This window comes from Rhizobium sp. No.120, from assembly GCF_054558365.1.
Genome location: NZ_BAAJNQ010000001.1, coordinates 31266 through 45953, shown reverse-complemented (window position 1 = coordinate 45953; position 14688 = coordinate 31266). Strand labels below are relative to the sequence as shown.

Genomic DNA, 14688 nt, shown 5'->3' with positions numbered 1-14688 from the left:
AATTGTCATAAACTCCGACTATCCGGATTCGCACCGGCTAGCGGATCGGCATGGAAGGAAGATCCTATGAAAATTGCGGTTATGGGCGGTGACGGATTCATCGGTTGGCCAACCTCGCTTCACCTCTCCGACGCCGGTCATGAGATCCACATTCTCGACAATCTCTCTCGCCGCTGGATCGATACCGAGCTGGGTGTTCAGTCGCTGACGCCTATGGATTCGATTCAGGAACGCACTCGTATATGGCACGCTGAAACCGGTCGCCGCATCCATTTCCACCTGATCGATCTGGCCAAAGACTATGAGCTCCTGAAGAAATGGCTGGCCGAGCATCGCCCTGATGCCATCGTCCATTTCGCCGAGCAGCGCGCCGCCCCCTATTCGATGAAGAGCGACCGGCACAAGAACTACACGGTCAACAACAACGTCAACGCCACCCACAATCTTCTGAACGCACTCGTCGAGCTCAACCTCGACTCTCATCTCGTGCATCTCGGCACGATGGGTGTCTATGGCTATTCCACGATCGGCGCTGCGATCCCCGAAGGCTACCTGCCCGTCGGCATCGAGACGACCGATGGCCGCACAGCAAGCCAGGAGATCCTCTATCCTGCCAATCCCGGCTCGATCTATCACATGACGAAATGCCTCGATCAGCTGCTTTTTCAGTTCTATGCCAAGAACGACGGGCTGAGGATCACCGATCTGCATCAGGGCATCGTCTGGGGCACGCACACGGAACAGACGCGCCGTCACGAACAATTGATCAACCGCTTCGACTATGACGGCGACTATGGCACGGTGCTCAACCGCTTCCTCATCCAGGCGGCGATCGGCTATCCCCTGACCGTCCACGGCACCGGCGGCCAAACCCGAGCCTTTATCCATATCCAGGATTCTGTGCGCTGCATCGAGCTGGCGTTGAAGAACCCGCCGGCACGCGGCGCCCGCGTCGAAATCTTCAACCAGATGACGGAAACGCATCGCGTGCGCGATCTCGCCGAGATGATCGCCAAGATGAGCGGCGCGGAAGTCGTGCGCCTGCCGAACCCGCGCAAGGAGGCTCCGGAGAATGAGCTGATCGTCAAGAACGACAAGTTCCTCGATCTCGGCCTTGCGCCGATTACGCTCGAAACCGGCCTTCTTGGCGAAATCGTCGATGTCGCCAGGAAATATGCCTATCGCGTCGACCGTTCGCGCGTTCCAGCCGTCTCCGCCTGGACCAAGGATCTCGCCGCGACGATCAACCATGATCCCGAGGGCAAGAGGCTGAAGTCCGTGTCATGATGCCGGGAAGCGAAATTCTGCAGGGCCTGCGTGCACAAACGCGGCCGCGTGCCGGGCAGGCGTTCGTAACCCTCGTCACGAATGCCGATTACGCCATGGGCGCCCTCGCACTGGCACGCTCGATCGCCCACAGCGGCACGAAAGCCGATATCGTCGTGCTGCATACGGAAGGGGTCGGCGAAAACCACCTCTCCCCATTGGCAGCACTCGACTGCCGGCTGATCGAAGTCGAGCACCTTCCCTTATCGGATGCCTTCAATGAGCGGCATGCCCGCGGCAACCTTCACGCCGCCGCCCCATTCACAAAGGGCCGCAAGCCCTCCTTCCACACGCCACTGGATAATTTCTGCAAGCTGCGGCTTTGGCAGTTGATCGAATATCATACCTGCGTCTTCATCGACGCCGACGCGCTGGTGCTGCGAAATGTCGATAGGCTCTTCGACTATCCGGAATTTTCGGCCGCGCCGAATGTCTATGAAAGTCTTGCCGATTTCCATCGGCTGAATTCCGGCGTCTTCGTCGCCAAGCCGTCGCTTGCCACCTTTCGGCACATGCTGGAACGGCTCGATCTCCCCGACGTCTTCTGGCGGCGCACCGACCAGACCTTTCTCGAGGCCTTCTTCCCGGATTGGCACGGACTGCCCGTCTTCATGAACATGCTGCAATATGTCTGGTTCAGCATGCCCGCGCTCTGGGATTGGAACAGCATCTCGATCCTGCATTACCAGTATGAGAAGCCGTGGGAGGAGAACCATCCCAAGGCGGAACAGCTGAAACCGCTGATCGAGCTATGGCATAGCTTCCATTCCGGCCGGAACATGCCCGATATCGCCGCGCTCGCAAACCCGAGAGCTGTAGCATGAAAGTCCTCCTCTCAGGCGGAACGGGCCTCGTCGGCAGATATATCGCCGAAGAGCTGCTATCAGCCGGATACAAGGTTGCGATCGGCGGGCGCAATACGCCTCCATCGGGCCTCTTTTCGCAGCCCGTCTCTTTCGTCCCGTTGAGCCTTGATCCAACGGGAAATCAGAGCGGCGCTTTCGACGATGCCTATTTCTTCGTGCACGCCGCCTTCAGCCATGTCGCCGGCAAATATCGCGGTGGCGAAGGGGACGATCCGGAAGGCTTTCGCCGGCTCAATCTCGATGCCTCGGTCAGGCTTTTCGAGACAGCGCGGAAGGCGGGCATTCGTCGATGCATCTTTCTCTCCTCCCGCGCAGTCTATGGAGACGGGATTTCCGGAGAGGAGCTGACCGAGGGGACCAAGCCGATGCCAAATACGCTCTACGGTGAGGTGAAGCGCGACGCCGAACACGCACTCTTCTCCCTATCCACGCCTGGCTTTGCGACCACGAGCCTAAGAGCGACAGGCGTCTATGGCGACCTACCACCGAACAAATGGGACGCGTTGTTCGACGACTATCTGAGCGGCAAGCCAGTTCCTTCCCGGGCAGGCACCGAAGTTCACGGCCGCGACCTCGGCCGCGCGGTTCGTCTTCTGCTGGAAACGGAAACCGGCCGCATAGACGGTGAAGCCTTCAATCTGTCGGATATTCTGACCGACACGCGCGAGATCCTCGGCCACCTCCAGAGCGCGACAGGCTGTCCACACGCGCTGCCGGCGCCAGCGGAGCGCAGCGCGATCTCTACAATGGATACGGCGAAAATCCGTGCGCTTGGATGGCAAGGCGGCGGAAAGGCTCTACTCAAGCAAACAATACAGACACTGGCAAAACCGGCGCCGCGCCAAGCCCGTTTCAGCGCATCAGCTTCGCCTCGTCCCAACCGAGTACCGCCAATTCCTCGCCTCTGAAACGCGCATCGTCGGAAACAATAAATTCGTCGAGCTGCGGCGGCGCGACACTGGTTCCGGCCAGCATGGCATGCACCTGCCCGCGATGATGCGTCTGATGCTGGAACAGATGGTTCAGCACATCATCCGCTCTCTCCCGCTGAACGCGGCCGTCGCGTTGGATATCGATGATCCGCATTGCGGTCTCCGGCGTCAGCGCCTCGCAGAACGCGACCAGCCTGCGATCAACGTCGGCCTGCTCCCGGCTCAACTCCTCCAGTTGGTCATACGGCTCCTCGATATCAAAGGCTTTGAGGCCGAGCGTGCCGCCTTCCAGCGCATCGACATAGAACCAATCCACCGTCAGAATGTGATTGAGGGTCGCCTTGATCGACGGAAAGAAGCTGACGCGTTTGGCTTCGAACTCGCCCGGCAGCAGAGCCGCACAAGCTCGATGCAGCCGGACATTCGCCAATGCGTTGTTATAGGCAAGCTTGCGAAAGCTCCGAACCGGATCGAAAGCGGACATAAGCCTCCTCCTCAAGCCTTGTCGAGATCACCATCCCGCCAGACGAGATGGCGAGACGTCAACGGCAAGGCCTCGATTTCCTCGGCGATGAAATAGGGCGGGATATCGAGCGCAACCAGCGCATCGCGCGTCGCCCGCACCCATTTGAACTCCAGATCGTTGTCGCCATCCTGAATGCAATGCACGATCTCCTTCGGATCGAAAGGAAAGCCGGCCGGAATATCCATAAGGTAATAGAGGCCGAGCTCATGCCAGTCCATCTCCTCGTAATGGAAGAAATTCTCGACCGACCAGAGCAGGCGCCCGACCGTAACCTTGACGCCAAGTTCCTCAATCATTTCCCGCCGCAACGTCTCTTCCGAGGTTTCACCGATCTCAGCCCGACCGCCGGGAAAAGTCCAGAAGTGCTCATGCACAGCTCGATGCACCAGGACATGGCCATCGCGAAAGCCAAGGCCTGCGACGCGCATCTGGAAGCGTGTTCGGCCGGCATTCAATCTGATGTGTTTGCGCTTTGACATGATCCTCTATCCCAGGTCGATTACGAGGATCTCCGGCGGAACGCCGAAACGTACCGGCGCGATGGAGCAGCCGAGGCCGCCGGAAACGATGATATGGCGCTCTTCCTCGACGATATGGCCATAGACATACCGGTCGCCATAGCGCGAGGGCGAATAGGGCGACCAGCCAAAAATCCTCACCTGCCCGCCATGCGTATGCCCCGACAAAGTAAGCGAGACACGTTGGGGGACTGCAGGAAAGATATCAGGCTCATGGGCCATAAGGATAACCGGTGCATCGTCACCGACCTGTGCCAGCGTACCGCCGAGATCGTCGAGCCCCTTGGTAACCGGCCTCTTCCATCGCATGCTTCGGCGCAAGGCGAGCTGATCCTCAACGCCGGCAAGCCAGAACCCCTGCCCGCCCTTTTCAACGCGTGCTGCCCGATTGGAGTAGACTTCGATGCCGGCAGCTTCCAATGCCCGATGGCTGAAGGTCGGCCCATGGCCGGTTCTCTGTGCCGTAGAATCATGCCACCAGTCGTGGTTGCCGACGATGGCGTGGACGCCAAGCGGCGCTTTCAGCCTCGCCAGTTCCGCCGCCCAGATGCGATGATCGACGCGGTTGGTAATGAGATCAGTTCCCGATGTGTAATCGCCGAGGAGCAAGATGATGTCGCCATCAAGCTCATTGGCGCGAGCACAGATCGATGCGATGCGCTCGGCATTCATCCACGGCTCACAGGCATGGAAATCGGCAAGAGCGATGATCCTAAGCTTCAGCCCAGGCGTCCATCCTGGCGGGGTCAGCGCATAGCGGGTGACATTCAGACGAACGACCGGCTCGTATCCGAGGGCATATCCCCCGAGTGCCATCAAACCAAATATGCTGCCGCCGAAAAGCTTCAGGAAGGCACGACGGCCGAGCATTCAATCTTCCTCCCGGAACAGTCCGAACTGCGCGGCCTCAAGGTCCTTGGGCGGCTGCATGCCGAGATGTTTCCAGGCAATCGCGGTCAAGACACGGCCGCGCGGCGTGCGCTGAATGAAGCCCTGCTGGATCATATAGGGCTCGATAATATCCTCGATCGCATCCCGCGGCTCGGAAAGCCCGGCGGCTATGGTTTCGATGCCGACAGGGCCGCCGCCGAAATTCACCGCGATCATATTGAGGTAGCGCTTGTCGAGCTGGTCGAAGCCGACATTATCAACGAGAAGCCGCGTCAACGCCTCATCGGCGATCTCGCGCGTCACCGCTTCGACCTTGGCGACCTCAGCGAAGTCGCGCACGCGTCGCAGCAATCGGCCGGCAATGCGCGGCGTGCCGCGAGCGCGTCTTGCAATCTCGCGCGCACCCTCGTCGGTCATGCCAAGACCCATCAGCCTGGCACCGCGCCGAACGATCAGCTCCAGTTCCTCGACTGTATAGAAACTCAGACGCACCGGAATACCGAAACGGTCGCGCAGCGGCGTCGTCAGGAGGCCGAGGCGGGTCGTGGCCGCAACCAGCGTGAACTTGGCAAGATCGATCTTCACCGAACGCGCCGCCGGGCCCTCGCCGATAATCAGATCGAGCTGGAAATCCTCCATCGCCGGATAAAGAATTTCCTCGACGGCCGGGTTGAGGCGATGGATCTCGTCGATGAAGAGCACGTCGCGCTCCTCGAGATTGGTCAGGAGTGCCGCCAGATCGCCCGCCTTGGCGATGACGGGGCCGGATGTCGAGCGGAAATTGACGCCGAGTTCCTTTGCCATGATCTGCGCCAGCGTCGTCTTGCCGAGGCCGGGCGGGCCGACGAACAGCACGTGGTCCAGCGCCTCGCCGCGACCCTTGGCCGCCTCGATGAAGACCTTCAGATTGGCGCGCGCTTCCGCCTGGCCCGTAAACTCGTCCAGCGATTGCGGCCTGAGCGTCGCATCGATGTCTTCGCCCCGCTTTTCCGGCGATATCAGACGTGCGGCTTCACTCATGTCAGAGGTTCCATTCCCGGTATGCGTTTTGCGGCTCCCACGCCGAAGGCGTTATCACATCCGCCGCATCAAAGACACTCTTTGACGAAGGAGTGCCAAAACCCGATCTCTCAGCTTTGCGACAATAGTCAGGATTGCGGAAGGTGCAAAGCCTCACCGCGATAGTTCCTTAAGCCCGAGCCGGATCAGCTTGGCGCTGTCGGCACCCTCGCCAGCTGCCTTCATTGCCGCGGCGATGGCGTTGGCGGCCTGATCGCGGGAATAGCCGAGGTTGGTCAGCGCCGAAACGGCGTCGGCAACGGGCGCTGCGGCAACGCCCTCCCCAAGCTCCTGCTTGAGCCCGATATTGACGGCATCGCCAGCAAAGGCGGGCGCCTTGTTCTTCAGTTCCGTCACGATACGCATCGCAACCTTCGGACCGACACCCGGCGCCCGCGAGACGGCGGCACGATCCTGCAAGGCGATCGCATTGGCAAGCTCGGCCGGTGTCAGGGTCGACAGCAGCGCCAGCGCCACCTTCGCGCCCACACCCTGAACAGTCTGCACGATGTTGAACCATTCGCGCTCCAGCGCTGTCATGAAGCCGAAAAGCCGGATTTGGTCTTCGCGCACATATGTCTCGATGAAGAGAATGCAGGCCTTACCGACGGAGCCAAGCTTTGACAGCGTCCGGGCCGAGCAATAGGCGACGTAGCAGACGCCGTGCACATCCACGAGCACATAGTCTTCGCCGATCTCTTCGATTGTGCCTTTCAGCTTGCCGATCATGAATGAGGTCCGTCAAGGATGGGTTTCGGGAGAGATGAGGTCGAGCGAGGGAAAGTAGGAGCGATAGCGCGAGGCATCACGCGTCAGCAGCCTATGCCTTCGCCATTCGGCATGTGCGCCGATCAGGAAATCCGGAAGTGTTCTTTCCCGTTGTCCTCCGGCAAGCCGATAGAGGCGATGCGCTTTTCCGGCTCGAAACGCCGCTTCGAAAGGTATGGCCTCGCGCTTCATATCGAGCCAGGACAAGGCAATCGTCAACTCCTCTTCGCTCAAAGGCGAGGCAGCGAGTTCCGACCACACCACCGGACTGATGACGAGATCGCCTTCGCCGACACATCGCTTCAAGAGTTTGGCCGACCATTGTCGCTGGACTGAAGCCGGGCCGAGGATATCGATGAAAATGTTGGTATCAATGAGGGTCGATGTCGTCACGCGGCCCTCTCAGAAACTCCATAAATTCGTCCGTTGTCATGCCGCCAAGGTCAATCGTGCCCCTGACCCGCTCGAGCCAATCGTCGAAATCGCGAATGGCTGGGTCCGACGCTTCTCCGATCTTGACGAGCATCGCGCCGCTGCCGGAAGCGATGAAATCAACCTCCGAACCTGGGTTGATGCCCAGCCTGTCTCGAATTTCCTTCGGGATGGTCACCTGACCTTTTTCCGTCACGCGCATAGTAATACCTCTTCAGTAATACCTAGCGCTCGACCGGGAACAAGTCAAGAACAAACTATCCAGCCAAGGCCGCCTGTCGCAGCCGGCTGGCACCGCGATTATGGGCATGACAGACGGCAATCGCGAGTGCATCGGCCGCGTCATTGCCTTTGAACTCGACCTTAGGCATCAGGATCTTCAGCATCATGTGGATCTGCTGCTTTTCGCCGTGGCCGACGCCAATGACGGCCTTCTTGACCGCATTCGGCGCATATTCCGACACCGGCAGGCCAGCGCGGGCCGGCACCAGCATGACGACGCCACGCGCCTGGCCAAGCTTCAGCGTCGCTACAGCATCCTTGTTGACGAAGGTCTGTTCGACGGCGGCCTCGTCCGGTTTATAGCTGTGGACGACATCTGCAAGCCCGTCATGCAGTTGGCAAAGGCGGGATGCGAGATCCATGTCGCCATCCGACATCACGGTTCCCGACGCCACGAAGCGCAGGGAATTGCCAAGCGTATCGATGATACCCCAGCCGGTGCGGCGCAGGCCCGGATCGATGCCGATGATGCGAATCGTATTCTGCATAAGCCAACCTATCTTTCAGGCCCGACATGTGCCAGCAAAATGTGAACAAAACAAAAACAAGGCCGGATCGGGTTGCCGGAGCCGCGCTGAAAACATCGTGACGAAATTGCGGCGACGGGTTTGGAATAGGTGCGCAGCGCTCCTACATGTGCAAGCAACCCTCCTTTCCACCACGCAGGTTTCTTGCCATGGTCCCCTTTTCCATCCTCGATCTTTCGCCCGTTGCCGAAGGCAGCACCATCAGCCAGTCCTTCGAAAGCTCGAAGCGCATGGCGCAGAAGGCGGAAGAGCTGGGCTACAACAGGTTCTGGCTCGCCGAGCATCACGGTATGCCGGGCGTCGCCAGCGCCGCTACATCGGTTGTCATCGGCCATGTCGGCGCGGCAACCTCGCGCATTCGCGTCGGTTCGGGCGGCGTCATGCTGCCGAACCATTCGCCGCTGGTCATCGCCGAGCAATTCGGCACGCTGGAAGCATTGTTCCCCGGTCGCGTCGATCTCGGCCTTGGGCGCGCACCGGGCACGGACATGCGCACTGCACAGGCACTGAGGCGCAATATCGACGCCGGCGCGCAGAGTTTTCCGCAGGATATCGTCGAACTGCAGCACCTCTTCAGCCCTGCGGACGACAATCAGATCATCCTTGCCGTTCCCGGCCATGGTGCCAATATCCCTATCTGGCTGCTCGGCTCCAGCCTCTACAGCGCCCACCTCGCCGCCATGCTCGGCCTGCCCTACGCCTTCGCCTCGCATTTCGCCCCAGAAGCCCTGATGGATGCCATCGCCATCTACCGCGAACGCTTCACCCCATCGGCGACGCTCGACAAACCCTATGTGATGGTTGGCGTCATGGGAGCGGCGGCGGAGACGGATGAAGAGGCGCAATATCACTTCACCTCCGCACAGCAGCAATTCGTCAATCTCCGTCGGAATGTGCGCGGCCCCTTCCCGCGCCCGCGCCGTGACATGGACGATTTCTGGACGCCGATGGAAAAGCTGAATGTGGAAAATACGCTACGCTATGCCGTCGTCGGTTCGCCTGAGACCGCCGAAAAGAAGATTTCGCAGTTCATTCAGGATACGGAGGCTGATGAAGTGATCATTTCGATGCCGATCCATGACATCGACTCGCGGCTGAAGTCGGTGGAACTCTTCGCAACGCTTCCGAGCTTCAAGAAAGTCTCCTGATTCTCTGGGAAAACAGTTCAACCGGTGAGCCGCATCTCTTGTGCGGCTCACCGGGCGCTCGATGCTCAGGCCACCAGCCTCGTCTTCCAATGACGCCGGATGAGCATATCGAGCGACAGCTTGCCAGCGCCGGCGACGATCAGCGCGAACATGCCGCCTGCAATCGCCAGATCCTTTTCGAAATGCAGCAACTCGTTGTGGCTGCCGAAGTTCGTGTGAAAGAGCATCGCCGTCAGCAGGCAGAACAGGCCGAGGCCGAACGCGGCCAACCGGGTCATCAGCCCGAACGCAATGGCAAGACCCGCGCCAAGCTGCAGCACGATGGTGGCAACCGCGATCGGGGCCGTGACGCCAAGCCTGGCCATGGCATCTAAGGCATTGTCCAAATTGCTGGCAAGTTCGATGCCCTCTTCCAGGAAGAGCAGCGATAGCAGCAGGCGGCCGAACAGCAATGCCATGTCGGCCATATTCACAAGAATCGTACTCTCCTCTTCGAATTCCATGGCCTTTCTCCTTCCCATCATAGGTTCGTTGAAGCTCCGATCACGCCCGGCGGTATCTTCAAGACATGGGTCAATGAGAGATGCCGCCGGAACGATGGAGATCGGGCCTCAGTTGCTGGCCTTGGCTGATATCGCCTTGGTCAAATCCTCAAGCTCCTCGCATCCCGCTGGGCAAAGCTTGGTCAGCGTTGCAAGTTGCTCGCGGGCCTTGGGCATGTCGCCGGTTTCGACATAGAGTTCGCCGAGATATTCATGCGCGCCCTTGTGATCCGGCTGCAGCTCGAGAGCCTTGGTGTAGTAGGTCAGAGACGTCTTGAAGTCGCCGGTCTTGCGCAGGGTAAAGCCCATCAGGTTGTAGACATCAGCCTGCTGGTGCTCTTCGGCGATATCGCGAAGCTCGGCGAGTGCGCCGGCATAGTCCTTCGCGTCGATCTTGGCGCGCACGGAGGTCAGGTCCGGCGCATCGGTCGATTCCATATTATCGACGGCAAAGGCAACGCCTGCCGTTGCGGCCGGAAGTATGGCGACAGCGCACAAGCCGGCGATCCCGAAAATAGCATGTCTGAACATGGTAGTTGCTCCTCTTTCTGGCCACTCAGGCCTGGATGGTGGGGGTAAATCCGTAGGCATTGCCGTCCTTGACGAAGGTGCCGGAGCCCGGGAATGGGAAATGCGAGCCGCAAATCCTGATCTTGTCGGCAATGACGCGGTCGATCAGCCTGCGGCGGGTGGCGACGGCCATAGGGCCGTCCTGGTCGTAGGCACCTTCCCATTCCGGATGAGGTGCAAGCAGCGCCGGCACATACATGATGTCGGCCGAGACCATCAGCTGTTCGCTGCCGCCATCAATGAGGAAGACCGAATGGCCTGGCGTGTGGCCGTAAGCGGCCAGCATATGCACGCCCGGCACCACTTCGGCATTGTCGTCGACCAGCTTCCAGTTCTTCCATGTCGGAAAGACGGAGGCGATGCGCCGGCCGGCTTCCTTGCGGCCCTCCGCCAGCTTGTCAACACGGCCGGGATCGGTCCACCAGTTGTATTCGGCCGCGTTGACGATCAGCTCAGCATTCGGGAAGACGGCCGCGTTCGTTCCCTTTTCCATCAGGCCCCAGACGTGATCCGGATGGAAATGCGAGATCATGATCGTATCGATCTTCTTATAGTCGATGCCGGCGGCGGCCATGTTGGCCGGCAGATGCGTGGCATTGGTCTGCCACTGTCCGACACCGGAGCCGGCATCCATCATGATCTTGCGACCGCCAATATCGAGGACGACGACGGTCAGCGGAATGGGCATGAAGTCGGTGGTCAGACCGGCCTTGGAAAGCGCTTCCTTGGTGTCTTCGACGGAGGCGTTCTTGATGAAAGCCGGATCGTGCGGCTTGCGCCAGATGCCGTCATAGATGGCCGTGACCTCGATCGAACCGACCTTGTATTTGTAGAAACCGACTGCCGGCTCGAGCGGGGCTGCGGCAAAAGCTTGCGGAATGAATTCGAGCTTCGACGACAGCCCGAAGGCTGCCGCAGCTGCAGCCGTGCCGAGCACGGCGCGGCGGGTCATATCAAACATCGCAATTCTCCTCAGGGTTATGGCTTTTCGGGCCAGGCGGAAGTCGCAAACGATTGCAACCATCCACTGAGGAAGAAGATCGATGGTGATGAGCGCTTATTCCCCCTCGACCGAAGATTTCTTGCAAACCATTGAAATTCATTGGACTATTTTAGCGGCGGGAGATTGACGGATGGAATGGCGGACATTCCGCACTCCCTCGCCTTTGATTTTTTCATCAGCCCGGGAATAAAACCCGCGCAAGCGCGATCTAGCCTCTCAGGCAACATTGCAAGCGCCTTATCCGAAGCTTACAGTCGGCATCGGCGTTTTGCGGGGATCATGATGACAGACGCCCGACTTGTGAGTTCGATGACACTCGGCGGCCAGCTCCACCCATGGACATGGCACTCGCCGCAAAACACCGCGATCAGCAGGTTTGCGCGATTTCTGGCTCGCCTGCGTCGTTTCATTGCGGCGGCACAGCTCGGCAATCACGCCGTCCAGATGGCGGTCGCTCAATCCGCTGCCGGCGCGGAGCCATTGAAGCGCGCGATCGCTCCACCAGACGAGAGCATGCGCCGCTTTCAGCAAACGATCATCCCGCATCTGGACGCCGCCTATAATTTCGCGCGGTTCCTGAGCCGCGATGCCGATGCCGCGCAGGATATCGTGCAGGAAGCCTATCTTCGCGCCTATCGCGGCTTCAGTGGCTTTCGCGATGGCGATGCCCGCGCCTGGACCTTCACCATCGTCCGCAACTGCTATCACGCCTGGCTGCAGGAGGGTCGGCGCAAGACCCGCTATGAGCAGCCGATGACGGACGAACGAGATTCGGATGAAGGCTCGCCCTCCCCTGATCCTGCCTCCGAGGAGGATACGCCGGAGGCGGCCTTCGTGCGTAAATCGGAAGCGCAGCGGGTGCGCGAGGTCATCAACCGGTTGCCTGATGCCATGCGCGAGGTTCTGGTCCTGCGCGAACTCGAGGATCTCTCCTACAAGGAAATCGCCGAGATCATCGATGCGCCGATCGGCACCGTCATGTCGCGCCTCGCCCGTGCCCGCCGCGATTTCGGCGAAGTCTGGCGCAGCCTCGAAGGAAAAGAGGCGGCACGATGAACGGCGGAGAGCACCATGACCACGGCGAATGGAAAGACCTGCTGCACGGCTTCATCGACGGCGAACTGGATGCAGCCAATGCCGCGCGCTTCGAGGCACATCTGGCCACTTGCCGGGACTGCGCCGGCGAGATGGAGAATGCCCTGATGGTCAAGCATCTTTCCGCACGCGAGGGCGTCAAATGGCAGGCGCCTGATACCGTCCATGCCCGCGTGCAGGCGGCACTCACGCTAGAGCAATCCATGATGAGGCGAGCAGCTGCGAGCCACACGCAGAGCCAGTGGCAGCGTGTGTGGCGGCTCGTGCGCCAATGGAGCTTCGTGCCCTCGCTTGCCGTTCTCGCCGCCAGCCTCTTGCTGGTGCTGAACGTGCAGCAGAGTCAGACGATCGAGGATCAGCTTCTCGCAAGCCACGTCCGCTCGATGCTCGCCGATCACCTCACCGACGTGCTGACCTCAGACAAGCACACGGTCAAACCATGGTTCAACGGCAAGATCGACTTCTCCCCGCCCGTGGTCGATCTGGCGGCACAGGGCTTCCCCTTGGTCGGCGGTCGGGTGGATTATCTCGGCGGCCGGGTGGTGGCGGCACTGATCTACCGCCGGCATGGCCATGTCATCAATCTCTTCATCTGGCCGGGCGCTGCGGGAGCCAAAACCAATGCTGAGAAGGAGGGCTATAATTTCGTCGAATGGCATGCGGATGGCCTGGTCTTCTGGGCCGTCTCCGATGTCGCCGCACCGGATCTCTTCACCTTCCGCGACGCTTTTATCCGCGCGACAGCTCCATAACGCAAAAAGCCGGCTGCATTGCTGCAGCCGGCTTTGCAATTGATGGTTGTTGATCAAGCCGAAAGCTTGGCCAGCACTTCGTCCGAAACTTCGAAGTTCGAATAGACGTTCTGGACGTCGTCATCGTCTTCAAGATTTTCGATGAGCTTCATCAGCGACTGGGCCTTTTCTTCGTCGACCGGCACGTTGTTCTGCGCGCGCCAGATCGCCTTGACGGTTTCGGCTTCGCCGAGCGTCGCTTCGAGCGCCTTGGCGACTTCGCCGAGGGATTCGAACGCACAGATGATCACATGGCCTTCTTCGTCGCTTTCGACGTCATCGGCACCGGCTTCGATCGCCGCTTCCATAACCTTGTCGGCATCGCCGGCGGAAGCCTTGTAGGTGATTTCGCCGACGTGATCGAAGGAGAAGGACACCGAACCGGTTTCGCCAAGCGCACCGCCGGCCTTCGTGAAGATCGAGCGGACGTTGGACGCCGTGCGGTTGCGGTTGTCGGTCAGCGCTTCGACGATGATCGCCGTGCCGCCCGGACCATAGCCCTCGTAACGGATCGCATCGTAATTCTCGGTGTCGGCACCGGAAGCCTTCTTGATTGCACGATCGATATTGTCCTTCGGCATCGACTGCGCCTTGGCGTTCTGGATCGCCAGACGCAGGCTCGCGTTCATGGCCGGGTCGGGCAGACCCGTCTTGGCAGCGACCGTAATTTCGCGCGCCAGCTTAGAGAACATTTTCGAGCGCACCGCGTCCTGACGGCCCTTGCGGTGCATGATGTTTTTAAACTGTGAATGGCCAGCCATGGCACCCCTGTTCACGTCTTTTGTTGGGAATGGCCGCCTTATAAGAGCGAAGCGGCCTTCATTCAAGTGAAAAGCCGGATAATGGCGGCGGTCGAGGCCTTCCGCCACATTCCTATGGCTTGACCGCAAGCTTGCCTGCCCGAATATCGCCGACGGTTTCCATGGCGTTGTTCAATCCCTCGAGCGACGCGCGTTCGTCCTTGATTACGGGTCGTAGATCGGGCGACCAGTCATTGATGGCGGCAACGCGCGCCAGGAAAGTGCTGCCGCCTCTCATCTGGTGAATGATCCGGCTTGCCGGAACGCAGCCCTGTGCATCCGTAGCAACCGCCGGATGGCTATCAACTCTGATCAAGGCAGTCATACCAGGCGCATCATGCGACAAGAGGCAGACGCGTTGCGGTGTTGGTGAACTTCCGTAGTCGATGAACAAAGCCCCCGACAGGGACGTAATGCTGCAATTGCGTTTGTCAGTCATTGCATCGGTTGGGCATGACACGCTCCAACTGCCAGCGGCTAACAGATTTGCGCTTTTGCCGACAGAAACCGTTCCCTGACTGAATTTTTGGAGGCGATAGCCATCGGGCGTCGTGTTGACCGGGTTTGATGAGACGCAGCCCGATAGCGCTGCAGCTATTATTGTAGTCAAAA

At 59.8% G+C, this 14688-nt stretch carries 19 protein-coding genes; 6 read left to right on the top strand and 13 right to left on the bottom strand.

Annotated elements, in window-relative coordinates:
• Window positions 1-66 precede the first annotated feature (66 nt).
• From ACYJRZ_RS00240 to ACYJRZ_RS00230, 3 genes are read left to right on the top strand one after another with little or no spacing between them, the layout of a single operon-like run.
• Entirely contained in the window at window positions 67-1287 is a 1221-nt protein-coding gene (locus tag ACYJRZ_RS00240; RefSeq protein ID WP_459455038.1) for an NAD-dependent epimerase/dehydratase family protein, read from the top strand.
• A complete protein-coding gene (locus ACYJRZ_RS00235; RefSeq protein WP_459456880.1) occupies window positions 1287-2150 on the top strand; it encodes a glycosyltransferase in 864 nt (287 codons plus the stop codon). The genes ACYJRZ_RS00240 and ACYJRZ_RS00235 overlap by 1 nt, the downstream gene beginning before the upstream one ends.
• Window positions 2147-3100, top strand: coding sequence for an NAD-dependent epimerase/dehydratase family protein (locus ACYJRZ_RS00230; RefSeq protein WP_459455037.1), 954 nt, complete (start codon window positions 2147-2149; stop codon window positions 3098-3100). Before ACYJRZ_RS00235 ends, ACYJRZ_RS00230 begins: the two co-directional genes overlap by 4 nt.
• Here ACYJRZ_RS00230 and ACYJRZ_RS00225 read toward each other — a convergent pair.
• The 8 genes from ACYJRZ_RS00225 to ruvC all read right to left on the bottom strand — a co-directional run bounded on the left by ACYJRZ_RS00225 (window position 3045) and on the right by ruvC (window position 8088).
• Entirely contained in the window at window positions 3045-3608 is a 564-nt protein-coding gene (locus tag ACYJRZ_RS00225) for a DinB family protein (RefSeq protein ID WP_459455036.1), read from the bottom strand. The genes ACYJRZ_RS00230 and ACYJRZ_RS00225 overlap by 56 nt on opposite strands.
• A gap of 11 nt (window positions 3609-3619) precedes the next feature.
• Window positions 3620-4129: an NUDIX hydrolase gene (locus tag ACYJRZ_RS00220; protein WP_459455035.1), complete on the bottom strand. Its 510-nt coding sequence runs from the start codon at window positions 4127-4129 to the stop codon at window positions 3620-3622.
• A gap of 6 nt (window positions 4130-4135) precedes the next feature.
• Window positions 4136-5038, bottom strand: a complete 903-nt coding sequence (locus tag ACYJRZ_RS00215; RefSeq protein ID WP_459455034.1) for a metallophosphoesterase — start codon at window positions 5036-5038, stop codon at window positions 4136-4138.
• Window positions 5039-6079 (bottom strand): Holliday junction branch migration DNA helicase RuvB, encoded by a 1041-nt coding sequence (gene ruvB / locus ACYJRZ_RS00210; protein WP_113250509.1) that lies wholly within the window; start codon window positions 6077-6079, stop codon window positions 5039-5041. It lies immediately after the preceding gene.
• Between the two features lie 153 nt (window positions 6080-6232).
• Window positions 6233-6847 (bottom strand): Holliday junction branch migration protein RuvA, encoded by a 615-nt coding sequence (ruvA, locus tag ACYJRZ_RS00205; RefSeq protein ID WP_459455033.1) that lies wholly within the window; start codon window positions 6845-6847, stop codon window positions 6233-6235.
• Window positions 6848-6859: 12 nt separating this feature from the next.
• Window positions 6860-7279, bottom strand: a complete 420-nt coding sequence (locus ACYJRZ_RS00200) for a type II toxin-antitoxin system VapC family toxin (RefSeq protein WP_459455032.1) — start codon at window positions 7277-7279, stop codon at window positions 6860-6862.
• Window positions 7257-7520 (bottom strand): AbrB/MazE/SpoVT family DNA-binding domain-containing protein, encoded by a 264-nt coding sequence (locus ACYJRZ_RS00195; protein ID WP_459455031.1) that lies wholly within the window; start codon window positions 7518-7520, stop codon window positions 7257-7259. The genes ACYJRZ_RS00200 and ACYJRZ_RS00195 overlap by 23 nt, the downstream gene beginning before the upstream one ends.
• 55 nt (window positions 7521-7575) lie before the next feature.
• Window positions 7576-8088, bottom strand: coding sequence for a crossover junction endodeoxyribonuclease RuvC (gene ruvC, locus ACYJRZ_RS00190; RefSeq protein WP_459455030.1), 513 nt, complete (start codon window positions 8086-8088; stop codon window positions 7576-7578).
• Window positions 8089-8276: 188 nt separating this feature from the next.
• Between ruvC and ACYJRZ_RS00185 the strand changes: the two genes are divergently transcribed.
• Window positions 8277-9275 (top strand): LLM class flavin-dependent oxidoreductase, encoded by a 999-nt coding sequence (locus ACYJRZ_RS00185; RefSeq protein ID WP_459455029.1) that lies wholly within the window; start codon window positions 8277-8279, stop codon window positions 9273-9275.
• Window positions 9276-9340: 65 nt separating this feature from the next.
• Here ACYJRZ_RS00185 and ACYJRZ_RS00180 read toward each other — a convergent pair whose 3' ends face one another.
• The 3 genes from ACYJRZ_RS00180 to ACYJRZ_RS00170 all read right to left on the bottom strand — a co-directional run bounded on the left by ACYJRZ_RS00180 (window position 9341) and on the right by ACYJRZ_RS00170 (window position 11348).
• A complete protein-coding gene (locus ACYJRZ_RS00180; protein ID WP_459455028.1) occupies window positions 9341-9778 on the bottom strand; it encodes a DoxX family protein in 438 nt (145 codons plus the stop codon).
• Between the two features lie 108 nt (window positions 9779-9886).
• Window positions 9887-10348 carry a tetratricopeptide repeat protein gene (locus ACYJRZ_RS00175; protein ID WP_459455027.1) on the bottom strand — a complete coding sequence of 154 codons (462 nt, stop codon included), beginning with the start codon at window positions 10346-10348 and terminating at the stop codon, window positions 9887-9889.
• A 25-nt stretch (window positions 10349-10373) separates the two neighbouring features.
• Window positions 10374-11348 carry an MBL fold metallo-hydrolase gene (locus tag ACYJRZ_RS00170; RefSeq protein ID WP_459455026.1) on the bottom strand — a complete coding sequence of 325 codons (975 nt, stop codon included), beginning with the start codon at window positions 11346-11348 and terminating at the stop codon, window positions 10374-10376.
• Window positions 11349-11672: 324 nt separating this feature from the next.
• Here ACYJRZ_RS00170 and ACYJRZ_RS00165 point away from each other — a divergent pair, with 324 nt between their 5' ends.
• Entirely contained in the window at window positions 11673-12446 is a 774-nt protein-coding gene (locus ACYJRZ_RS00165; RefSeq protein ID WP_459456878.1) for a sigma-70 family RNA polymerase sigma factor, read from the top strand.
• Window positions 12443-13237 (top strand): anti-sigma factor family protein, encoded by a 795-nt coding sequence (locus tag ACYJRZ_RS00160; protein WP_459455025.1) that lies wholly within the window; start codon window positions 12443-12445, stop codon window positions 13235-13237. Before ACYJRZ_RS00165 ends, ACYJRZ_RS00160 begins: the two co-directional genes overlap by 4 nt.
• A gap of 53 nt (window positions 13238-13290) precedes the next feature.
• Here ACYJRZ_RS00160 and ACYJRZ_RS00155 read toward each other — a convergent pair whose 3' ends face one another.
• Both ACYJRZ_RS00155 and ACYJRZ_RS00150 read right to left on the bottom strand, forming a co-directional pair.
• Window positions 13291-14037 (bottom strand): YebC/PmpR family DNA-binding transcriptional regulator, encoded by a 747-nt coding sequence (locus tag ACYJRZ_RS00155; RefSeq protein WP_459455024.1) that lies wholly within the window; start codon window positions 14035-14037, stop codon window positions 13291-13293.
• Between the two features lie 112 nt (window positions 14038-14149).
• A complete protein-coding gene (locus ACYJRZ_RS00150; protein ID WP_459455023.1) occupies window positions 14150-14515 on the bottom strand; it encodes a hypothetical protein in 366 nt (121 codons plus the stop codon).
• Window positions 14516-14688: the final 173 nt, after the last annotated feature.